Origin of the sequence: Veillonella parvula, from assembly GCF_945949885.1 — a bacterium.
Lineage (GTDB): Bacteria > Bacillota > Negativicutes > Veillonellales > Veillonellaceae > Veillonella > Veillonella parvula_B.
Window position 1 is genome coordinate 23,050 of the sequence record NZ_CAMFFZ010000017.1, and the last position, 24,176, is coordinate 47,225.

General features: G+C 42.6%; 16 protein-coding genes and 1 tRNA gene. 6 read left to right on the forward strand and 11 right to left on the reverse strand.

Going from position 1 to position 24,176, the window contains the following annotated elements:
• The first annotated feature begins 48 nt into the window (after positions 1 to 48).
• The 3 genes from Q7O55_RS06370 to Q7O55_RS06380 all read left to right on the forward strand — a co-directional run bounded on the left by Q7O55_RS06370 (position 49) and on the right by Q7O55_RS06380 (position 1,894).
• On the forward strand, positions 49 to 822 hold the full coding sequence (locus tag Q7O55_RS06370; protein ID WP_287528731.1) for a DUF4931 domain-containing protein: 774 nt from the start codon (positions 49 to 51) through the stop codon (positions 820 to 822).
• Between the two features lie 64 nt (positions 823 to 886).
• Positions 887 to 1,654, forward strand: a complete 768-nt coding sequence (locus Q7O55_RS06375; protein WP_303929286.1) for a metallophosphoesterase — start codon at positions 887 to 889, stop codon at positions 1,652 to 1,654.
• Positions 1,655 to 1,663: 9 nt separating this feature from the next.
• The gene (locus Q7O55_RS06380; RefSeq protein WP_004698256.1) at positions 1,664 to 1,894 is read left to right on the forward strand and encodes a hypothetical protein; all 231 of its coding nucleotides are present in this window, start codon (positions 1,664 to 1,666) and stop codon (positions 1,892 to 1,894) included.
• 243 nt (positions 1,895 to 2,137) lie between these two features.
• On the opposite strand, the gene Q7O55_RS06385 is transcribed toward Q7O55_RS06380, so the two are convergent.
• From Q7O55_RS06385 to crcB, 3 genes are all read right to left on the reverse strand, one after another.
• On the reverse strand, positions 2,138 to 4,756 hold the full coding sequence (locus Q7O55_RS06385; RefSeq protein ID WP_303929287.1) for an S-layer homology domain-containing protein: 2,619 nt from the start codon (positions 4,754 to 4,756) through the stop codon (positions 2,138 to 2,140).
• Between the two features lie 291 nt (positions 4,757 to 5,047).
• On the reverse strand, positions 5,048 to 6,028 hold the full coding sequence (locus Q7O55_RS06390; protein ID WP_303929288.1) for a molybdopterin-binding protein: 981 nt from the start codon (positions 6,026 to 6,028) through the stop codon (positions 5,048 to 5,050).
• Positions 6,029 to 6,112: 84 nt separating this feature from the next.
• Positions 6,113 to 6,493: a fluoride efflux transporter CrcB gene (crcB, locus tag Q7O55_RS06395; RefSeq protein WP_303929289.1), complete on the reverse strand. Its 381-nt coding sequence runs from the start codon at positions 6,491 to 6,493 to the stop codon at positions 6,113 to 6,115.
• A gap of 189 nt (positions 6,494 to 6,682) precedes the next feature.
• On the opposite strand from crcB, the gene Q7O55_RS06400 reads away from it, so the two are divergent.
• A complete protein-coding gene (locus Q7O55_RS06400) occupies positions 6,683 to 7,066 on the forward strand; it encodes a helix-turn-helix domain-containing protein (protein WP_101928542.1) in 384 nt (127 codons plus the stop codon).
• 210 nt (positions 7,067 to 7,276) lie between these two features.
• Here Q7O55_RS06400 and Q7O55_RS06405 read toward each other — a convergent pair whose 3' ends face one another.
• The gene (locus Q7O55_RS06405) at positions 7,277 to 7,984 is read right to left on the reverse strand and encodes a GntR family transcriptional regulator (RefSeq protein WP_004694848.1); all 708 of its coding nucleotides are present in this window, start codon (positions 7,982 to 7,984) and stop codon (positions 7,277 to 7,279) included.
• A gap of 208 nt (positions 7,985 to 8,192) precedes the next feature.
• Between Q7O55_RS06405 and Q7O55_RS06410 the strand changes: the two genes are divergently transcribed.
• Positions 8,193 to 9,134, forward strand: a complete 942-nt coding sequence (locus tag Q7O55_RS06410; protein WP_287510918.1) for a diacylglycerol kinase family protein — start codon at positions 8,193 to 8,195, stop codon at positions 9,132 to 9,134.
• Positions 9,135 to 9,214: 80 nt separating this feature from the next.
• Here Q7O55_RS06410 and addA read toward each other — a convergent pair whose 3' ends face one another.
• Both addA and Q7O55_RS06420 read right to left on the reverse strand, forming a co-directional pair.
• A complete protein-coding gene (addA, locus tag Q7O55_RS06415) occupies positions 9,215 to 13,081 on the reverse strand; it encodes a helicase-exonuclease AddAB subunit AddA (RefSeq protein WP_303929290.1) in 3,867 nt (1,288 codons plus the stop codon).
• Complete coding sequence (locus tag Q7O55_RS06420) at positions 13,071 to 16,628, reverse strand: PD-(D/E)XK nuclease family protein (RefSeq protein ID WP_303929292.1); 3,558 nt, start codon at positions 16,626 to 16,628, stop codon at positions 13,071 to 13,073. Before Q7O55_RS06420 ends, addA begins: the two co-directional genes overlap by 11 nt.
• Positions 16,629 to 16,979: 351 nt before the next feature.
• Here Q7O55_RS06420 and Q7O55_RS06425 point away from each other — a divergent pair, with 351 nt between their 5' ends.
• Positions 16,980 to 17,972 (forward strand): hypothetical protein, encoded by a 993-nt coding sequence (locus Q7O55_RS06425; protein ID WP_303929293.1) that lies wholly within the window; start codon positions 16,980 to 16,982, stop codon positions 17,970 to 17,972.
• A gap of 170 nt (positions 17,973 to 18,142) precedes the next feature.
• Here Q7O55_RS06425 and Q7O55_RS06430 read toward each other — a convergent pair whose 3' ends face one another.
• From Q7O55_RS06430 to Q7O55_RS06450, 5 genes are all read right to left on the reverse strand, one after another.
• Positions 18,143 to 18,691: a GDSL-type esterase/lipase family protein gene (locus Q7O55_RS06430; protein ID WP_303929294.1), complete on the reverse strand. Its 549-nt coding sequence runs from the start codon at positions 18,689 to 18,691 to the stop codon at positions 18,143 to 18,145.
• Between the two features lie 148 nt (positions 18,692 to 18,839).
• Entirely contained in the window at positions 18,840 to 20,066 is a 1,227-nt protein-coding gene (locus Q7O55_RS06435) for an MFS transporter (RefSeq protein ID WP_303929295.1), read from the reverse strand.
• A 102-nt stretch (positions 20,067 to 20,168) separates the two neighbouring features.
• Positions 20,169 to 20,257 (reverse strand) — tRNA-Ser (locus Q7O55_RS06440).
• 139 nt (positions 20,258 to 20,396) lie between these two features.
• Positions 20,397 to 21,350 carry a magnesium transporter CorA family protein gene (locus Q7O55_RS06445; protein ID WP_105087206.1) on the reverse strand — a complete coding sequence of 318 codons (954 nt, stop codon included), beginning with the start codon at positions 21,348 to 21,350 and terminating at the stop codon, positions 20,397 to 20,399.
• A gap of 449 nt (positions 21,351 to 21,799) precedes the next feature.
• The gene (locus tag Q7O55_RS06450) at positions 21,800 to 23,929 is read right to left on the reverse strand and encodes a cation-translocating P-type ATPase (protein ID WP_303929297.1); all 2,130 of its coding nucleotides are present in this window, start codon (positions 23,927 to 23,929) and stop codon (positions 21,800 to 21,802) included.
• Positions 23,930 to 24,176 lie beyond the last annotated feature (247 nt).

Below are 24,176 nucleotides of genomic sequence, written 5' to 3' on the forward strand. Positions count from 1 at the left end.
GTGGTATGATTAAGAGTATAGAGTTTCTTGCAAGGAAGGAGGCACATGATGAACAAACCACTTAGATTTAATATCGAATTAGGGCGCACAAAGCCCGTCAATATTCGCAATGAACAAGTGCGTTGTCCCTTCTGTGATCGTTCCAAATTAACGGATATTCTCGATACATCAGGTCATATTATATGGCTCATGAACAAGTATCCTGTATTAGAAAAAACTTGGCCTACCGTCATTATCGAAACGGAAACCGACGAAGGCGAATTTTCTACCTTACCTACAAATGAAGCTGCCCACATTCTCCAATTTGGTCTCGATAAGTGGCGCGAAACTCGTCAGCGTAAAGAGTTCAAATCTGTACTCTTTTTCAAAAATTACGGCTATATGTCCGGCGGCTCTATTCGCCATCCACACAGCCAAATCATAGGTCTTGAAAATTATGATTACCACAAAGATATTACGGTTCAAAACATGGAGGGCTGGCTCTTGCACGAGGATCAAGATGTACGTATCACCTTGTCTACCCATCCAATTATCGGGTTCTTTGAGTATAATATTCGCTTCAAACCAGATTCACCGGTTCGTGCTGTAGCCCTTCGACTACAACAAATTTTGCGCTATGTATTGCACAGTGTAGCAAACTTTAGCCAGTCCTATAATTACTTCGTATATAATCTTGAGGACGGCTATGATTACATCAAGGTAGTGGCGCGTTATGTAACGACGCCCCTCTATGTAGGCTACAAAATTCCTCAAACTTGTGATGAGGAACGAGCTGCTAAAATCAAGCACGATATTACGCCTTATTTTCAAGCTACTAAATAGTTCTGACCATATACCGTACATAATTTATATATGGTTTTAACCATACATATTTGAAAGGATTTTTATGAAAGTATTTGCCATCGGCGACCTCCATCTATCTGGCAATCCTCCAACAAAGCCGATGGATATTTTTGGCCCTCACTGGAATAATCACTGGGCCCGCATCAAAGAGCATTGGAATGCCAATGTAACCAACGAAGACATCGTCTTTCTTGTAGGTGACATGAGCTGGGCGCTCCGTCTCGATGAAGCTGCCTGCGATTTACAAGAAATTGCATCTTTACCTGGTAAAAAATATATGATTCGTGGCAACCATGATTATTGGTGGGCATCAGCAAACAAGATGCATAATCTCATGGGTGACGCTATTACCTTTATACAAGGTCACGGCACTGCAGAGCTCATCCAAACTGAAGAAGGCCCTCGCCTTATTGCATTCGGTGGAACGCGCGCCTATCTCTGTCCTGGAGACTCCCACTTCTCACCGGAAACGGATCAATCCATTTACGAAAGAGAACTGATGCGTACCGAAGCAGCACTACAGGAAATGGATAAGGCAACGGCCTATTTATCATCAACATCTGATTTAAGTATAGATATAGAAAATATTCCTGTAACAAAGTTATTGTTGCTACACTACCCTCCATTCAACGAGTCCAACGCCCCTTCGGGATTTACGGATCTCATGGAGCAATATAATGTAGATATCTGCATTTTTGGCCACTTACACGATCAAATTTCTTTTAACCGGATTCCAAAGGAATTTGGTACGACAAAACTAGAGTTGGTATCTGCAGACTATCTAGATTTTAAGCTAAAGCAAATTATCTAAGGAGAGACCATGAGTCGCATTCATAAAGAACATTTACAAGCTGGCTATATCTTTGGTGACAATGTTAACCAAGAATATATTTACTTGCCTTCTGGTGAGGTAGGCACGGAGCATCCGTTAGCAGTCCTAGAAACACCAACGAAGCGCGAAGATATCACATTGGACGAAGCAGTCCATATGATTGATACCCTAACGCTAAAACGTTGTAGCCACCCTACACTAGGTAAAAAATCATTTTAATAACGCCATCAATAATGTAATTAATTGAACAAAATAATAAAATAGCGGATAGTTGACTATAATCTGCACTCCAGAAAAGGATCATAATTTCTGATTTCTGAAAGTACAGATTGTTATTAAATCAACTATCCGCTAGATGAAAAGAGACTGTTTATCACAGCCTCTTTTGTTTTTTCTTTAGTTTATAAAAGAACTATTTTGTTGTCTTCCTTTTAGTTTAAAAGGTTATTTCAAGACAAGTAATTACTTCGCATTACGCTCGATATGACTACCGTAAACATCTCTGTAATCATTAGTTTGCTTATTGTCTTTATTGTTTACACGAAGTCGTTCTACCTTATGACGGTCATTGTCTTTACCCGAGATTCGATCTACACGAGTGCGATCCAAGTCACGAAGACGAGCCAATTCAGGATTAAATTCGTTAATTGCACGTCCCATTTTGCCATCAATTGGAGCCCCCAATTGTAAAGCACGGTAAATAATCGCAGCATATTCATAACGAGTCATTGCGCGATCGCCTTTAAATTCGCCATCAGGATAGCCTTCAACAAGACCTTTATCAGCCAAGTCTTTTACATATTCATAAGCCCAGTGATTAGCTGGTACATCAGGGAAGTTCACATCCTTCATTTCATACTGAGGTGCCATACCCATGGAATCCTTCATTTGCTGAATTTCAGCATTTTGAGCTTTTACAATAGCTTTTAAGTCCTGAACCTCTTTAGCCAATGCTACTCGAGATGTGGATACGCCGTTTTTCTGACCTAATTTCACTGTAACACCAGCATTAACCATGTTTTCACCGTTGCCCATGGATCCGGCTACACTGAACATAGTATCTTCATTTGGTCTATAGAAAGCACCTAATGCCATAGCATTTTCACCGGCATAATTACCGTAACCGGCTGCAAAGTTCCATTTATCATCAGGATCAAAATCCAACGGATGAATGGCCGCTAATGCAGCTGCACCGGCACCGACTTTTCCGATTTTATGATTCAATCGAGCCACATTACTGCGGATACCGTCAGTCGCCTGATATAGCTGACTGCCGTTAATCGCATCCGTTGACGTAGGAGATATGTCACCGGCGCCGACATTCGTGATTTTCTGATTATTCGCATTCAAACCGTCACCGGCAACATAAGTATTGCCGCCTACGGTAACACCGTCGTTATTAATAACGGTACCTCCGGTCGTCACACTGTCCACCGACAGATTTTTGGAAACATCCACGACATATTCCGTGCCGCCTGTAGCATTGCGATTCGAATTCGTTACCGTAATGTTGGAACTGCCCGCCTTTACAGAAGCTTCTTTATCATAAGCGGATTTTATAGCATCATGCACGGTGGAGGCCCCTGTTTCGCCGATATTGGACATAGTAATCGTCCCATCGCTGCCGACTGTGGCGTTACCGCCTAAAATATTCTTTACGGAGCCCGCTATGTTTCCCACTGTATCAGCCACTGCATATAATTGACTGCCGTTTACAGCATCTGTACTGTCCGAAGACACCTTTCCTGATGCCACATTAATTATTTGACGTTCTTTACCTAATGCGCCAACACTTGTAACACCATTACGGGCTGCTCCAAGCCCAGAAAATCCGGAATAGGTAATACCATTTATGTTAGCTTTTGTTTCTGTTGTAGCAGCTCTATCGGTAGATACATTTCCTAAGAGAACACTATTTCCTTGTGTCGACGTCACATTGCTGCCCAATACATATGTATTAGCCTGCGCTATGGTATTTCTTACACCGAAAGCGCCCGAATCCTTACCGGAAACAGTATTACCAGTACCGATTCCGATCGCCCCCTGTGCGGAAATTTTGCTGACTGTACCTACAGCCACGGCATTTACCGCACCTGCATCGGCGTTATTGCCGATAGCGACGGCACTCTCCTGCGCTTTTGTACTGTAACCGACCGCTACGGAACGGGCCCCGGTTGCCTGTGCGCTGTTACCGTATGCTGCGGAATAGCTACCGGCCGCATTCGCATTAAAGCCCGCAGCGGTACTGGAAATGCCGCCCGCTCTTGCACTGTTGCCGACTGCAGTACTCCCTTCAGCGGATGCATTGGCGGATGAACCGAAAGCATTTGAATTACGGCCCGAAGAAACCGAGCCATGCCCTATGGCGCTGGCATTCTCACCCGTCGCCCTCGCACTTTTACCTATCGCGTTTGTATTAGCCCCTGTCGCCTGCGCACCTCGGCCTAAAGCCATCGAAGACTCTCCCGATGCGACGGATAACTGCCCCAGGGCGGTTGAATAGGAACCGGACACCTGATTATTGAATCCTGCCGCCAAGCCATGATCTGCGGTAACGGTATTACCCGTACCGAAAGCACTGGAATAGTCCGCCGGTTTTACGGGCAGTTTATCCTCCACATCATACTTTCCGTGTTTAGGATGCTGCTTAAATTCACCTACTATATTGTTTCTGCCGTATCCGCTTACCTGCGCGCCGTACACGGCGTTATTGTCGCCGAACGCCATGGCCTGTCCATCGCCGTTCTTCGTAACGGCAGGATTATCACCCGTTTCATCAACAGATGTCAACGTCCCGTATACATCATTACCTTCCCCGAATGCATCGGAATCCTTGCCGTTCACATAGTTCTGATTGCCGAAAGCACCGGAACTGCCGTATTGACTCGTGACAATATTCTGCTGCCCTGCGGCCACATTGCCGGGACCGTCCACCTTTGTCACCGACACCTTATTGTCATATGTTGCATCCGTAGATGCATTAAGAAATGCACCGGACATCTCCTTTTCCGCACCAAATACGGTTCCCGTTCCTAATGCCAGCACAATTGCCAATGATAACGCCATCTGTTTTCTTTTCATATATTCTAAATCCCTCCCTGCATCACATCTAAAATTATAAATATTTTATGCAACTATTATCATTTGCAGTATATATAGGATAAAAAATCCTCATAAAATATACTTAATCGCAGGCAATGTATTATCATTACCTGCGATTATTATACTTTAAAACTTAGATGAAGTAAAGAATTCTTAAAAATCAGATGAAGATATCTATTTTTATAGATTAACAATTTTTACAAAACTTATCTCAGATATATAGATTAATAAGTCTTATGAATATAAAATACAGCTTACGTCCCCGTCATGCTATCCCAAAAATCCTCCATGCCCCATACGGATACAGTCTTCCTTCGTAATTTCATCGTCCGCAACGAGGCGCGGCATGATCTCGTCAAATGCCGTAGGCCTACTGAACAGTACGCCGCCCGGTACACCGAGAACCGGAGTGCCGTCCGCACAGTACGCGATGCATACCATGGACCCCGGCAACACGGGCAGACCATACGTGACGACGCGGTCCGCATAGCGTTTGATCGCCCCCGGGGTAAGATCATCAGGGTCGACGCTCATACCGCCGGTACAGAAAATAATATCTACACCCGCCGCTTTCACCTTGTCGATAGCCGCCACGATATCATCCGTATTGTCTGTTACAATCTCATGAGCTAACTTTGTGACGCCAAATTCTGCACAACGTTCTTCAATGATTGGGGTGAAAGCATCTTTAATACGACCTTCAAATACTTCAGAACCAGTCGTAACGACGCCCATTGTTTTGCGTACGAATGGCTTCACATGTAGTAAAGGCTCGCCGTTAGCAATTTTCTTTGCCGCCTCTACTTGTTGTTCTTCTAACAACAATGGAATACAGCGCATGCCTGCTAGTTTATCACCAGCTTTCACAGGTGTATTATTAAATCTTGTTACAATAGTCAGCTCACCAATGCTATTGATAGCGTGTAAGCGTTCCACATCAACCTTGAAAAGACCATCTACATCTGCAATGGCTTCAATTTTACCTTGTGCCATAGGGCCATCGTGCATGTTTTCGCCGCCTGCCATATGATACAAAGCACGAGCTACATCCTCTTCGTGCAAGAAACCTTCATCTTCTGGTTCCATCACAAAGATATGCTCCTTACCAAGGTCTAATAATTTTGGAATATCCTCTTCTGTGATAACATGTCCACGGCAGAAAGGAGTGTCTTTCACCTCACCGATGACGATTCTTACAATATCGTGTAATAATGTGTGCCCTACGGCATCTTGTGTTCTAATAGATTTCATAATATCTCCCAAGTCATTAATAATAAAATACGCTATGATATAACATCAAAATGTATTTAATACTATTATTCAATGTTAATATGTTTAAATACTACAGAGTAGACGCACTACTAGCATACCAACCCAACAGAGGATTAAGCCCCCCACGACTTGTACTACACCGTACCATAATGCTTGTACATAGGATTCAGCCATCATAAGCTGTAGCATTTCAAAGGCAAAGGTTGAAAAGGTGGTAAATGCACCTAGCCCACCTACAACGAGGAAAAATCTCGCCCACTGAGGTAGATCTGGCTTTTGCATATAAAGGCCTAAGACTAAACCGATAATGAGGCAACCAACGAGGTTTACTACTACCGTACCATACGGAAAAGAGCTGACCTTTGTCATAATCCATTCACCGAGAGCCATACGGCATAAGGCCCCAGTGGCGCCACCGAGGGCAACGGCTATGTACTTTTCCATATTGCCTCCTTTACTCACAATAACATACTAGATGTTATGATCACATTACTATAGCATACATGTAATACTACTTTCACAATTCGTGTAATTATCTGTAATAGCCGATAATTATCTACTTTTCTATATTAGTCAGACGCTAACAATCTCAGTATACTATATTTAGAGAGTAGGAAAAAGGAAGGAGTCCCTATGAACCCCTCGGCTACACCGCTCACCGAACTGCGGATCAACACGTACGAAGACCCGTTTTTACAACATCAATATGTTTGTTTAGGTCATAAAATCGCCATTATTCGTGTATCCCTAAATATGTCTCAACAAGAGTTAGCTCGTCACATTGGTATCAGTCGTAGTTATTTAAGTAAATTAGAATGTGGTACAGGAATCTCGGGCATGTCTTTAGAAATTCTTTTTAAAATCGCTCAAGCCTTTCAAATCAACGTAGGTCAGCTCGTAAGACTGCGTGTTATAGATTATAAAAACTGTAATGCGCACCTAACATCACACTATAAACGGCTAGAGCTTCTGAACCACACCAAGAGAACGTCTCGAAACCAAACAAAAGCAAACTAATCCGATAGTCTAAAACAACGGTTAATTAAATACAACAAATGATAACTAATTTATATCAAGATGCTCTAAGTACTCTAAATGAAAATTGAATTAGATATTCAAAATAATAATTAAAAAAGCTCCACCATTGGCGGAGCCTCTCATATGTCATTATGCCCATTGCATCAGCATCAGCATCAGCATCAGCATCAGCATCAGCATCAGCAGGCATTATACTTCATTAAGTTTTTTATGCTGTACTTCCGCGTTTGCTTTTTTGAAGATAAATGCATTGTTGATATGCTGACGCATAGCCGTTTCTGCTGCTACTTCGTCGTGGCGTTCAATAGCGTCTACGATTTGGTCATGTTCATCATCACAGTCATGTGTACGTACAGCATTGAAAGAACTGATGTACATGTCACGATTAACGCGTTCACGGAAACCTGCTAGATAATCTACAATACGTTCATTGCCAGAGTAATGAGCAATCATTGTATGGAATCGGCTATTCACATCAACACGTTCTGTGGCATCTTCAATTTCATGCATCTCTTTACAAAGGGTTCTTAGCTCTTGTACTTGCTCAGGTGTAGCATGACGAGCACATAATCTAGCACCAAGTCCTTCCATTACTTCGCGAACTTGGTAAAGTGCTACAATTTCTTCTGGAGTGTCAGCTTTTACAGTAACGCCTTTCCAAGGAACGATAACTACGAGATTATCTTTAGCTAATTTACGGAATGCTTCACGTACAGGTGTAGCACTCACTTGTAATTGTTCTGCAATCTTTACTTCGTTAAGCTTCTCTTGAGGCATCAATTCGCCTGTTAAGATAGCTGTTTTTAATGTTAAATATACTTGTTCACTGAGAGGTAATCTTTCGATAGAATCCACTGCGGACAATTTGTATTTATCTTTTGAACTTTGTCTTCCCATTACTAGCCCCTAAACCTTACTAACCATTCGTGCTTTCAGACTTTCAAAGAACGGTTAAAATGAGTATAATATAGTATACAACATATCTTAGAAAGTATGTTGTGCGAAATTAAGTGCATACATTACAATTATAGAACTCATCATTAAGACTGTCAATTTAACTATAGATAATAGCTATATCTCATTTTTGAAAGTAAGGAAGTATACTATGAGCCGTTGTTTGATTATCATCAACCCTGTCTCAGGAGGCGGTGCAGCGCGCCGTTATGCCCTCGATTTACAATGGAAATTGAGTACCTTGTTCGAAACGATTGAGGTCAAATTCACCAGAGGCGAAGGCGATGCTACACGTTTCGCTAAGAACGCTTGTGAACGTGGGTTTGATGCCGTATTCTGCATGGGTGGTGACGGCACTGTTAACGAAACCGTTAATGGTATTGCCCAAGGTGGATTCTCCTGTACCTTTGGGTTTATTCCCGTTGGTACAGTAAATGATATGTCTCGTGCGCTCGGCATTCACCAAAATCCAACGCAAGCTATCAGACGTATCGATATCAATGAAACTCGAACCATTGATATCGGCCGTTGTAATGATCGGTATTTCTGCAATAATATTGCAGCTGGCGTTATTCCTAAGGTTGTAGATGAAGTTACACCAAAGGAAAAAAGCATACTCGGCCCTCTCGCGTATTTCTTGAGAGCAGGCCAAGCGTTGTTCACTACAAAGGACTACACGTACCGCATTAAAACAGAGGACGATGATTTCATTTGCAAATCTCCTCTCGTTTTAGCCCTACTTACCAATGTAGTATCTAGTTTTGAGCGTTTTATGCCAGAAGCCTCTGTAGATGATGGTTATATGCGTATCATCATCTTCAAAGAATATTTTATCCTCGATATTCTCAGCGTATTACCACTCATTATCAGTGGTGCCATCTATAACTCTCGTTATACAACGACATTAACTGTGAAAAAAGCTCATATCGAACTTCTATCTGACGTCGATGATTTATCGACCAATATGGATGGTGATGCAGGTCCTGCTATGCCAGTAGACATTGAAGTATTGCCGCGCGTACTCAAAGTATTTGCACCTGCAAAGCATAAAAAGAAAAAAGCCTTAAATCTGCCTAAACTACCACATATATAACAAGTAATTGGCAACACAAAAGCTCTCTATCAACGAATAGAGAGCTTTTGTGTTTATTAATTTATAAGAATCTATACACTTTAGTCCACGATGATTGCATCGTGCAAGCGGAAGCTATAAATATAGCAAGCTTTCACGGGCATCCCCGTCAATCGCTGCAAGGCCTCTTTATAGAGATCCATTTGGATTTTATAGCGCTTGATAAGGCCTTCTCCGGATGTAACACGATCCGTTTTGTAATCTACGAGAACCCATTCACCGTTCTCTTCAAAGGCCGTATCAATAATACCTTGAAGGAAGAGATTTTCCCCGTTCTCTAAAGTGTCATATACGCGTTTCCCTTCAAAGAGCATACTAAACGGCAATTCTCGCTCGATACGTTTTGCATTGATAAGGCGCTTACCAAGATTAGAGCTGAAAAATTTATACAAACTTGTATCGCTTAATAAATTTCTCTCTTTCTCTGTGAAAGTCCCTTTCGCCACCAGTGCATCTAGTTCTTTTGTCAAAGAAGCTTGCGTATACTCAACAAGAGGCAACCATTGCATAGCCTCATGCATCAAGGTACCCCATTGAGCGCCGGTCAATACATCCTCTTCGGACTGTAATGCTTGTGGCTTTCGACCGAATACGGAGTTTGCTAATTCATCCTCCGAAACTATAACAGGCTGAACACTAATATTACTACTGTCATCGGCACTAAGATTCGGGTTCGTTGTATCTAGCTTGATAGCCTGAACCGCATCCGCCAGGTCTCGTTTAGCACCCAAATCTACCATTGCAACCGATTCATTAAGAGTGTCTATATTTCCTGCCTCTAGTTCTCGCTCTTGGAATCGTCGTTTCAATTCACTAACGGAGATTTTTGCGGTCCGACGAGTAGCATCATTGTACGGATAACTATAGTTGAATCGATCCACGATTTCCTGCGGTAATTCTACGGAATTAACAGCTTCCAAATCCCGTACCTTGTTAATCGTAGTCTCGTCGATATCCGCTTTGTAATCGAGATCACCATAAAGAGAGCCATCATGGATCTCAACCTTTAAACGACACTGTTTATCCGGTAAATCAAAATAAGTTGGCCCTTCGTACTCGATGGCTACGCGCAATGGGTTACCACCATCTAAATGACGAGCAAAGCCCATAATCATCCAATCTAGATAGGTATTAGCTTGTGTGATAATATCTGTCGGTAACTGTTGAGTTTCTACGGAAGCCGCATTTTTAATGAGCTCACCCATGGTGCTTAATACACCTTTAGAATTTTTAAAGCCTTTAATAAAGCCTGTCATGAATAGCTTATCTCGTGCCCGTGTCAAGGCAACATAGAGAATGCGCTGCTCCTCCGCCTTGAGGGCCGCTTCTTTTACGTCTTTCACATAGAACCAGGGCATGGTCGGGAAGGACACTCGAATATCTGAAAAATATCCTTTCAAACCAAGTCCTGCATTTTTATCGATAAGAAGCTCTGAACGCAAGTCCATCATATTGAATCTTTTTTGTACACCAGATAAAAATACTACAGGGAATTCAAGGCCCTTACTCTTATGGATGGTCATGAGGCGCACCACATTATCTGCCTCGCTCACCACATTGGCAAGTGGCATATCTTGGTTGCTGTCGCGCAAGCTTTCCACAAAGCGCAAAAACCTAAAGAGCCCGCGGAAGCCAGAAGCTTCATAGCCCTTAGCTCTATCATATAAGGCAAGCACATTAGCGCGGCGCACGAGACCATTCGGCATAGCCCCTACATAGTTTACGTAATCTTGAGATTCGTAAATATCCCATAACAAATCGGTCACACCATGGCGACGCGACAAGGTGCGCCACCGCTCCATATGGCCAATGAAAGCTAATAAGCGCTCATCTTGAGCCTCTTCTGCATAGGTTGGCATGAGCGACCATAGAGAACCCTCACCAGACAGGCGCAATGCGCCTAGTTCGTTGGCATCAAGACCTACGAGGCCAGAGTGCAATACGGCAGCCATCGGCAAATCTTGTTCCGGATTATCTATGATGGATAACAATGCCAATAATAGCTGAATCTCTTGTGCTTCAAAGTAACCGTCTCGCTCATTTACAACCGCAGGAATCCCCGCTTGACGCATGGCTTCTACGGCACGCGTCCCCCAACCCGCCAAGGATCTGCGCAAAATAGCAAAGTCTCGCCACTCGATTTGACGGAATGTGCCATCTGGATTTTGCACCTGTTTCTTAGCAGCATGGATTTCCTTGATTTTTTGAATGATGAAATCTAGCTCACGCTCGTTGTTTTCAGGGTCATCCCCTTCATCTTCGTCACTTTTACTAGCACCAAGGGTATCCTTACTCACATCTAAGAGCTGCAATTCCACGTCGCCTCCAACCCAATCCTCTGGTGCATCCTCTACGATGCGGTCAGGAATAAGCGATTCAGCCTCTGTATAATTAAGCTCTGCCGCGTCTTCCGTCATGATTTGATAGAACAAAAAGTTCGTAGCAGCCAAAATATTTGCATCAGATCGGAAGTTTTTCGCCAAGTCGATACGTCGTTCTACCGCATCAGTACCACCGTAAGTATTGTACTTCTCCATAAATAAAGAACTGTCGGCCATACGGAAGCTATAAATAGCCTGCTTCACGTCCCCCACGTAGAACCTATTATCGACGCGAGAAATCAAGTTGATAATCGTCTCTTGCACGCCGTTCGTATCTTGGTATTCATCGACCATGATTTCTTTGAAAGTATCTTGCAGTTCCTTTGCCACTTCAGATGGCTGAGGGTCATCCTCTGTGCCAGGTTCAACGAGAAGAGCCAAGCATAGATGCTCAAGATCGCTGAAATCCATGATGCCTTGCTCTTGCTTCATGTCTCTATAAGCTTTATGAAAAGCAATCGTCAGCTCTACAAGGCCTTCTATGATTGGATATTGAGCCTTAAACTGCTCTTGCAAGGTAGCTTCCGGAACGGTGAATATAGCGGTTTGCATGGCCTTGAGGTCATCTTTATTTTGACCACCCAAAGTTTTAAACTCTGCTACCAACATAGGGTCATAAGCTTGTGCCTCTTTTGAACCCATACGGAATTGATCCTTAATAAAGGTATCCATATGCTTACAAGCATCGCCCATATCATTCCAAGATTGAGCTGCTGAAAGCATACTTAGTGCAGCCAGTTGATTATCGTATATATTTTGCCACTTATGAGGACCTACGGGATCAAGTAAAATTTGCTCCATCCGCTCTAAGCGCTCCCGAATACGGTCGATAATAGCTAAATGATTAGACCACATATATTCACCCCACAACGTATCACTAGGGTTTATGGTCATCGCCTCTTTATACGGCTCCAAGGCTTTTCTTAGCCATCCATCGGGATTAGCAAGGGACATGGCATAGTTATATAAGGACATAATCTTCGCCGTTAAGCCTGCATCGGATTTATCGTCGCTGAAGAAGTCCGCTAGCTCATAGATATTATAAAGGCCCTCTTCATAGGACTTAGTTAATAAGTCGGCTAATACCTCTTGTTGTAACAACGCCATTTCTGCTTCATTGCCGATACGAGCCGTTGGATTAATATCGAGCTTGTAGAAATAGGAACGTATTACCCATTGGCAAAAAGAGTGCAAGGTAGAAATATGAGCAGACGGCAATAGGTTAAGCTGTCGTTCAAGGCGTTCTTGCATTGCTGCATCCTCAGTGGATTCCATAGCTTTAGCCAAGGCAATGCCAATACGAGCACTCATCTCTTGGGCTGCAGCCTTTGTGAAAGTTACAACCATGAGTTCTTGAACGGATAAGGGATTATCCATATCCTTAAGGCGCGTAATAATGCGCTCTACGAGGACCGCAGTCTTACCTGAACCGGCAGCAGCCGCAACAAGTAAGGTCTGATTATCTAAGGAGGAGTCCTTAGGCGCTATGATGGCAGACTCCTGCTCTGGCGTCCATTTAACACCCATGGTTTTCACCTCCTTCGCTACTATTATTTCCTTCGTTACTGTTATTTTTTTCGTTGCGGTTATTTCTGTCGTTACTGTTGTTTCCGTTGTTTCCGTCGCTTAAGACCTCTTTCATCCGTTCTAATGCATCATCTTCAGACAGTCTAGACAAATAATTATATCGATTACGGCTAGAGTCAAAGCGACATACCGTTCTGTAATCGCAGAATGTACAAGGTCTAAAGCCATTTAATTGATATGGCTTAATCGGGAACTGCCCTTCCCCAATGTGACGGCCCGTCTCAGCCATCACGTGATTTGTATAACGGCACATTACGTCAAACTCACCAGTACTCTTAACCTTACGTAAATCTCTACTGGAAATAGTTTGATCTTTCTTCGTAGCAATTGGCACATAAGGGCCTCGTTTAGAACCATAGGATAAAAACTGATTGTCAATATGCGTCAACAACTCTATATCATCGGAGAAGTACCCACTGTTTTGCCAAGCATCGCTTTCATTAGCCAACGAAACGGCATCTTCATAAGATATAGGCGCATCAGCAGGGATTTTAGGGTTCTTCACGTAAGAATAAACCACCGCCGCAGGGGACATAGATCCGCCATGTGTTTTACCATAAGCGGATTCTAATGCCAACAGATAGGTCATGAGCTGCAGTTTAAGTCCATAATACACATCTTGGGCCGTCACATGAGCGCCACCCGATTTGTAGTCGATAACCATACCATAGGTTTGACCATCCCGTGTATATTCGTCGATGCGGTCAATTTGCCCGATGAGGCGCAAGTAACGTTCTTCACCAAGAGGGACTCGAATAGGGTCCCAGCCACCTTGACGACCAAAGTCTTGCTCTAAATACTTCGTATCAAAATCACTGCGCTTTGACCATTCTACGAGACGGTCTACCGTCACATGCAATGTTCTCTGTACACGTTGCTCGATGGCTTTTTGGTAGGCATCGCTCGTTTCTTCACCCAGTTGATTCTCTTGCAAGATTTCGTCTGCCACGGTGCGGCATAGATTTGCTTGTTCCTCTTCGTCGAGGTCACGCCATTGCTTGTTGTTTTCTAATAGATAATTACCTAAGCGCTCTAAATTCGCATGCAAGAACGTACCGATTTCAGGAGCTCCAAAGGAACGCACTGGACGCGGCTCTAATTTCAAACCATATTGAGCATAGAACTTGAAAGGACATTGTTGGTATCGTTCAAGGCGCGTCACAGAACCAGACATATAGCCTTTAGACAGGAACAACCCATTTACTAAATCCTGCGTAATGACAGGCACATCGTTATTATCTCGAATGCCACGTGACACCTCAGCTAAACGAGAACGATAGGTTTCGCTTTCACGAGCCCAGTTATAGAGGCCCCACCAAAGAGGATTAACCTCATAACCACTAAAGAGCGCCCCCCAACGCTCCGACAACAATGATAGACTTTGGAGTGGTCGCCATACATAATCCGCCTCTGTATCAGGTGCAATGGAGAGAGGAATCTCTACCGTCTGATCTACGTACCCAAGGGATTCTAATCGTTTCACCACGAGGGATGGCTCAAGACCGGTTCCATCCTCACCAGAGCCCGCATAGGACAAGGTCAACGAATCGGATGCCCGTGTCATGGCGAGGTATAATAGGAAATTCTCGTTGAAAGCCTTCGGCAAGGCACCTTCTGCTAAGGTAATGCCTGCATCGGCCAATTCTTGACGCTCCTTATCCTTGATGAGTCCTTCATCGCCCATACTTTGAGGGAACACACCTTGGTTGAGGCCCATTACAAATACCTTAGGCCACCATTGGCTATATCCACGTTCGATAGTGGTGATTACCACATGATCTAGAGACGGCGGAATCATAGAGTAGTTTACATCGCTAAGGCCTTCTTCGAGAAGTAACATCATTTCATCCAAGGTCAATACTTCGTCCTTCATGACCATAGATATTTCGTCTATAAAGGAAATGACCGCATTGTACATCTGCTCATGGCTAGCTTTGGATTCTTGATCACCTACAGTTTCTGCGTCCTTCGCCCATTCATAGAGGCGCTCTGGCACTTGCAATATTTCTAACAAGCCATATAATTGAGCTCCCCACTCAGCGCCCGTATGTCCATCACTATGAGCTGCAAAATCAAACCACGGAGATAGAACATCCATAATGGTTTGTCTTGCTTTGTTTACACGCGCTCTGCGTGGTGCATCTACGTGGCTTTCTTCATCTTGCCCCTCATAAAAGCCTCGTAGGTATGGCCAACTTTCACGTTCCCATTTATAATGGTCGATACCAAACTCAAGAACGTAGTTCTCTAACTCATCTACAGCCTCACGAGTAAGCGGCATCAAGTCCGTCTTGAGCAAGAGGAACATGCTGTCTCGACTATAATTATGACGCACGATATCAAATAGAGCCGTCAATAGCTCGCCTAACGGATGGTTTTTCATAGGCCGCTGACGGTCAATAAAATGCGGAATACCGTAGCGAGCAAAGACCTTTTCTAAAGTGTCACCATAGGTTTCAGACTCGCGGAGCATGATACATACATCTCGGTAACGCGCCTCTTCAGATGATTCTACATAGGCTAAAATGTGACGAGCCACAGCATCTGCTTCGCGTTCCCGGTTATAGCCTCGAATAAGCGGAATCGTTTCATCTGTAGAGTTTTTCTTACTAGGGCTAATAAAGTAATTAGACTCTAACTCTCGAACGATTTGAGGGCCTCGTTTCCCATCAAAGCCAACCCAGTTGATACTAGATCCATAACGAGCGACTAAGGTGTCGTAAATCTCTAAAGGGCGGCTGAAGAGATGCTCCCCTCGACGAGCTAGATTTAACGCCTTTGGAGGCATCGGTAAATCAATAGTAATAACGGCTTCCTTCGCCAAGTCAAGCAAGGTATAAATCAACTCATAGTGTGTGGGTGTAAACCAATGAAAACCATCGATAAAGACGTGGCTATTCTCCATGAGAGGAGATTGTGGCAAAGCCTCTACGATTTCCATGATAGGATCGATGTCGCGCGCCCCATGGCGACTGAGTTCCTCTTCATAGGCAGACATACAAATAGCTAGCTCGCGCAATTTCTTTTGTAATACTTTATTTTTAACAGATTCTGCCCCTCGTTCTAGGTCAGCAGGACCTACACGGAAGGCGCGAAATTCAGAAAAGAGTTGTTGCAATACAGAGGAAAACTCAGGTCGCTTTGTGGCCTGTTCTAACAGCCCTAGTTCCTTTTGCTTTCGTTTCATTACAAGGCGCAACAACATAGACCGGCCAAAGCTTGATAAACTTGATTGACCGACCCCTTTTGAGCCTATAGATTGATATACCTGATAACCCAAACGACCAAAGCCTACAACGCGAACCGTAGTAAAGCCTTTCTCAGGCATAAATTCAGCTAGCTCCCGTTCCACCCGATAGGTGGCAGGTTCAGGAACAAGCAAGATTATTGGTTCCCCTGGACAATCTGTCATGACCTGACGTATGCGCTCATATACAGCGCGCGTCTTGCCTGATCCAGCTCGTCCATAATAGACGCTAATACTCATGAGACCTCCCTAGTGAAACTTTCACCATCTCAATTGATATAATTCACAAATTTATATTGCTCATATCAGTTAACGCATTAGATATAGCACTACACAAATTAATTGTAGCACTATACGAATTAGATATAGCATTAAGCGAATTTTTTCGATATAATAAATTACTATACTGATTATTATTATATAGTAATATGACATTCTATGGCTAATTGTACAATATTTGACTCATCTGATTATATTTATTTATAATTAAGATAATATTTTATATTTTATTTACAATTAGTATGATTTCCTATATAATACAAGTTAGTATCTGTGTTATTTGTAGAATCATGTATTTAGGAGTGAATTATTATGAACAAAAAACATTTAGCAACTGCTTTTGCAGTATTTGCAGCTACAACGATGTCTTTCTCTGCGTTCGCTGCAACTATTGATGCTAACGCACGCGCTTATGAACGCGCTTCTGCAGAGCAATATTCTTATCCTGCACCACAAGCTGCTACACCAGCTTACCAAACTAGTTATGCAACAAGTGCACCGCGCCCTGGTTACAAACCATTGCCGGCAGTGCCTTACACAGCAGGCGATATGACTCAACAAATGCCTGTATCTAAAGAATTGGGCGATCCAATCTTTGTAGCGCCACAAACAACAGCTGTAGGTCTTCAAATCATGGACCCTATCGCTACTGAACATCAACCAGTTTACCAAGAAACTATAAGTTCCGTAACATCTAATGGCAACGGCAGCTCCTATGTTTCTCGCTACAAAGCTAACCAATTGAACGCTTTCGACTTGTTGTTAAACGGCAAAACCTACACATATGACTTGCCTGCATACACTAACGGCTACCAAGTGAAAACTGCTAGCTCTTACAACCGTGCTGGCAACGGTGTTGCGAATGTATTCTCTACAAACGTAATCACTGAAGCATTTGTAAACAACAACTCTTTGCGCATCACTGTAAACATGACTCAACCAACAGCTGTAGCAGCTGCTAAATTGCGTTCCATGCAACAATCTGGTCAAGTAGCAAGTGGTGAAGTAGCTGCATTGTTCGCTTACAATGAAAGCTATGATGGTGTAAAACAAGCAGCTCATTATGATATTTTCAACAACAACGGTCGTTACATCGTTGTTAAATCCGGTGCTGTAACTGTACCAAATGGTGCGCAACACCCTTACGCAACTGCATTATTCGCAGTAACCGAAGACACTGTAGCAGCTGTAACAGTATCTGGCAATACTGCTGAAGCTTATGATTTAGTAAAAGGCACTGCATACGCAATCGCGCAATCTGCTAAAGTGTCCAACAATAAAGTATCTACTAAATCTAAAAAATAATTCGTTACGAATTTAATTTTATTTGGTGAAAGATCCCAGCTTTCACCAGCAAAAAAGACTATAAATCACTAACGCCCCCAATGAGGCAACTCATTAGGGGCGTTTTTATGTTCTTTATATTACAGTTGCATGTTGCATTGTAGTCCCATTACAGTCATATTATAGTGCCGTTATAATCGCATAAAGACCTCTAATGCCTTATACGCCATTAATCGATAACCGAGCTCGTTAGGATGTACCTCTCCGGCAAAGACAATTTGTCCAATTTGATCCGCTTCAAACAAGGTGGTATAAAAATCTATGACCTTAATATTACGCGCCTCTGCGTAGGCTTTTAGCTGTTCATTAACCTCTCGTACAACGAGATCTAATCCATCCATATCACTATCAATTTGAGTTTCTAAACCAATGATTACCGTCCCTTTTGTACTAGCCAGCTCAATAGCTTTCACCAAAGTCTTGTACACATAGCTACTATCTCGACCTTGTAAAATATCGTTAGTGCCACACATCAAGAAAATATGACGTGTTGGATCGGATACAGCAGTAACCGCCCAATTTTCAATATTATATATCATCCCCTGTACGGAGCAGCCATCTTCACCATAATTTGTAAAATTAACACCCTCTATGGATGCATCACAGATTTCGACCCAACCGCGTCCATAAGGTACATCATAGCCACGCGTAATGCTATCGCCAAAACAGATGATTTCCATTTACATCCCTCCTGTACTATGACTCAATCATATAATAAAAGAACACCATATACAATATACATATTAATTACAAAAAAGGACCCATTTTGAACTGCCCTCCAATTAGACGCAATTTTAGAAGGGTAGTTCATTTACGGATCCTTTTATATTATTTAAGACGAATGAAGAACAATGCACATGCACCGATAATAGGCGCTATAGCAATAGACATCAAGGACATTTGGTAACTGCCCGTCATAACGAGGACATTGCCCAAGAGCAGTGGTGCCAAGAGAGCCCCAATTTGATTAAACAAGTTTACAAAGCCCGCTGTTGTGCCGCGTAAATGAGGTGCTGCCGATTGAACTACAAGAGCATTAGTCAACGCACTATGCATAAAGGCACCTATACCGAGGATTGGACCTGTTACAAAGAGCATGTTTGGATTTGCCGTACTTGCAAACAAGATTAAAGCGGGCGCAAATAAGAACATAACGAGCGCCGCTAAATGGTTCTTCTTAATTGGCAAAATATCAGATAAAATACCAATTGTTGGTTTCGCAATGAGCGCAGCCGTACCGAATACGCTCATGACTTGGCCTGCATAGATAGCAGTTACACCTAATTGTTTAACCATGTATAAGTTCGCCCATTGCGTTACGCCCCAAGTCGTACCTGTGGCGAAGAAGCCTGCAATAGCCAAGCAACGAATGTTACGGTTGGAAATGATGTGCTTCAAGTTTTCTACTAAAGACGTTTGACCTACGCCAAGCTTAGCAGCCGCTTCAGAAGCCTCAGCTTCTCGTTGTGCGAGAATTTCTGCACTCGGCTTACGCACTGTGAAGTAACATAATACAAGTACTAACAATGGCAAGATTGCTGTAGCAAGGAATGCCGTTTGCCAGCCGTAATGTGTTGCCACATATGGTGCGTAAAGGTTTACCGTAGTAATACCAAAGGACGTACAGCTCATAAAGATACCTACGGCCGCACCCCGTTGATTCGGACCGAAGTGATCTCCGATAGCGCTCAAGCAAGAAGCTTGTACAGGACCAGACATAACCCCTAATAAGAAGCGCAAACCCCAAGCCATGGTATAGTCTGTAATGGTACTCATCAAAGCCATTACAGCGGCCATACCAATCAAACTAAACAAGATAGTACGTCTGTAACCGATTTTATCGGCTAAAATACCGCCTGGTAATACCGTTAAAGCATAACCAAAGTAAAAGGCCGAAATATGTTGAGCCCCCATCTTAGCTGTAAAATGCAATGCCTCATTGAGAATAGGCATAACAGATGCCCAAGACAAGCGCATAACAAAGCTCAACAAGAATGTGAGCCACACGCTAAGGAGAATTAAAATCTGAGTTCGCGAGAAACTAAGTCGATTCATACGAGCTCCTTTCTACAGAAAACCTAATAAATATATCGATAGCATATCATAGTGAATAAAGATTGAAAAGCCCTCTAGGCATAAACCTAGAGGGCTTTATTATGGCGGAGAGGGTGGGATTCGAACCCACGGCCCCTTGCGGAGTCACTGGTTTTCAAGACCAGCTCCTTAAACCACTCGGACACCTCTCCATAACGGTACTATTATATCAGATTGGTCTAATAATAAGCAATAACGTAATAGTTAAGCAAGCAAAAAAGCTGGCTCATAGCCAGCTTTTTTCATGTATAGTTAGTGTTGAATCAAACTTTCAACTATTGCTCCAGCATCTTAGAACAAGTCTTTTTTCCACATGCCAAAGATGGCGATGGCAGAGCAAATCACAGAAATAACGACAACTTTCACAAAACCGTCTGGATCATCTTGGAACGGCAAGTGTACGTTTGTCCCCCACAAGCTGAATATGATGGTTGGCACAGCCATTGTAATAGTAAGGGTTGCCAACATTTTCATCACCATATTAAGGTTATTTGAGATAATCGATGTAAAGGCATTCATCATATTCATCAAGATATTAGAATACATTTCAACCATCTCAATGGCCTGTTTATTCTCGATGATAACGTCCTCTAGTAAGTCCTCATCCTCTTCGTACATCTTGAGCAAATGTCTATAAGTGCTGTGTCCACGCAAGCGCAATAGACGTTCCATAACGGTACCATTCGTGCGCAACGCAGAGGTAAAGTATGTCATGGATTTCTGTAATTCCAACAATTGGAAGAAATCTTTATTCTTCGTCGTATGACGCAACTGAACTTCGATATCGTCGGTACGGCGGTTAATTTGTTGCAAGTAACGTAAGAACAACGTCGCTGTACGGTACAAGATTTGGAACAAGAACCGCGTTTTTTTATACGTATAGAACGTAGACAGTTGGTTTGAAATGAACGGATACAACACCTCGGATTCTTCAAGACATACGGTAATAAAAAAGTCAGGCGTCAAAAAGATACCAAGTGGCACCGTATCGTACATATCATTGCCACGAATCGCAGGAATGTTGATAACCACGAAAATATAGTTGTCCTCTAACTCCACGTGAGAACGTTCTTCCATATCGAGGGCGGTCTTTAAAACGTCCGTTGGAATTTCCGTCAAAATGTTGATGAGGGACAACTCATCGGGGTCTGGGTTCACCAAATTTACCCAAGAACCTTTTGTGGCATCTGATACAGTGCAGTCTGAAACCAACTCTTCTTCTATGTGTTTGTACACCGTGATCATGCTATCCCTCCTTCCAACGAACATATAGTAATCATCTAATAAATTATATACTATTTTATAGCTATTATTCAATTCAATTGTGAAAGTTTTGTTTATGTAGTATATACATAAACCGCTTTATGTCTATTAACAATGCACAACTGTATATGTTAAAAGCATCTCAAAACTATTCTTATATCAAATCTACAAAAAAAAACTCTAGCAAACAGATAGATTAATAAAGCTGCTAAACTAAAAAATCCACCAAAAGATTAAACCACTAAAACTTACAGTGAGTAAGTATGCAAACAAATAATCAGCAATATATCATTAGGTTAAAGCTTATAAAAATAACCTCTATACTGGCTTATCGCTAATATAGAGGTTATTTGTTTTATCCTATTCTGTCAGATTAGGATAATGTCATTTGTTATATTTCTGCATTGATCTATAAGATTACTTTCACCAAATTAACGGCGTAAGATACGAATAGAGTTCAAAATACAAAGGATGGATACGCCAGTATCACCAAATACCGCCCACCACATGGATGCATAGCCCATAAGGCCTAGTGCCATGATAAGAATTTTAACAGCAATAGCGAATACTACGTTTTGCCATGCTACGCGCAACGTTGCTTTGGACAAGTCAAGGATATGTGCAATAGCAGTCAAGGATGGACGCATGAATACAACGTCTGCCGCTTCGATAGCCGCATCAGCACCGCTACCCATCGCACCACCTACGTCAGCACCAGCAAGCACTGGTGCATCATTGATACCGTCGCCTACGAACATAGTTGGACCATATTCAGAGCGAATATCTTGTACAACGGACAATTTATCTTGTGGCAACAGTTGAGCACGAACGGCACTTACGCCAGTTTCTTTGGCAATATAATTAGCACTTGCTTCAGCATCACCTGTAAGCATTACAGTTTTAATGTCTTGACCATTAAGATCAGCGATAGCCGCTGCGGAATCTGGACGAGCTTCATCGGCGATAATAATGCGACCGAGATATACATTACCTTCTGCTACTAGTACTTCTGTGCCGTATGCAGCAGCTTCTGTTGGGTAACCTTGAACAGCATAGCGTTCCATGAGACGACGATTACCAACGAGCACTTGTTGACCATCAACAGTGCCCACCATACCTTCACCGGCTAATTCTTGAACAAAGTCAGACGCTTCTACAACGATACCTTGTTCTTTTGCTTCAGAAACGATACTTGTTGCAATTGGATGTGTAGATACTGCTTCAATAGCTGAAGCCATGGATAGCAATTGAGCATTGCTCACATAGGAGCCTACAGTTTCTACGTTTTGTACTTTAAATTCACCAGATGTGATGGTACCAGTCTTGTCGAGAGCCACTGCTTTCACATTAGCCAAGGCCTCGATAACACGACCACCTTTAAGTAAGATACCGTGTTTAGAAGCATTGCCGATACCGGAGAAGAATGCGAGTGGCACGCTAAGTACCAGTGCACATGGACAGGAAATAACGAGGAATGTTAAGGCTGTGTAAATCCATTTATGCCATTCCCCTGTGATAAGGGATGGGATGATAGCTACCGCCAATGCAAGAGCTACAACGATTGGGGTGTACACGCGAGCAAAACGCGTAATGAAGCGGTCGATTTTTGGTTTAGAAGATGCTGCGTTTTCAACGGCATCTAGGATTTTTGTAACCATAGATTCTTCAAGAACCTTATCAACGCGCATCGTAATGCGACCAGATTCGTTGATACAACCAGACATGAGTTGTGTACCAGGTACAGCGCGAACCGGTACTGGTTCACCTGTTACAGGAGCTGTATTAACGCGAGTTTCACCTTCTAGAACTGTACCGTCTAAAGGAATTAAATCGCCAGGACGAACTTCGATAGTACTGCCTACCTCAACCTTTTCAGGCGCCATAACTACGATTTCACCACCACAGCATGTATCAACAACACGTACCTCTTGTGGACGCATATCAACAGCATTCATGATTTCTGTACGGCTACGATCAGTCGCTTTATGTTCAAAGAACTCACCGATACGGTAGAACAAGATAACGCCTACGGCTTCGGGCAATGCATCGATAGCGATAGCGCCCAATGTAGCGATGGACATCAAGAAGTTTTCATCAAACACTTGGCCTTTTAAAATATTGCGACCTGCGATGCGCAATACAGGGAACGCAAGTAAAATATAGGCAATATAGTAAATTGGAGTTTCGATAGACTCTGGCATGCCAATGGATGGAACAACTGTAGTCAACGCTTCATAGGCCATGAATAACAAGCCTGCTACGATAACTGCAATTGTCATCACCTCACTGCCATGGTCGTAGCTATGGCCGTGATCATCCATGGCTGCTTTAGATTTACGCTCGTAATCAGCTACTGTTACGCCCTCTTCGATAGAGTCGCAAATATCTTGAATATCGCGTTTAAGAGCTTCACGGTTTCCCCAAGCGCCAGTCAAACGTAATTGATGTGTAGCTACTGTGAAGTTAGCGGATTCAATACCTTCCATTTTGCGGATACGATCTTCAATTTTTGCTGCGCAGTTTGCACAGTTTAAATCCTTCAGCAATAATGTTTCTTCCATGATATCTCCTTTGATAATAGTGAAAGTTTCTATTCATGTATTTTAAAATATTAGGTTAATATATTGCTAATACTTATTAGAGCTTTCTATTAGATACTCTTCTCTTATATGAACACCTGTTCATATGTTTATTTTATATTGAGAGAGATTAAATGTCAATACAAAATTATATTCACTATATATCAAATTTTATTCTTAAATTGCAATATGAAATTGAACAGTATCCAAATCTACAATTCTATTAACT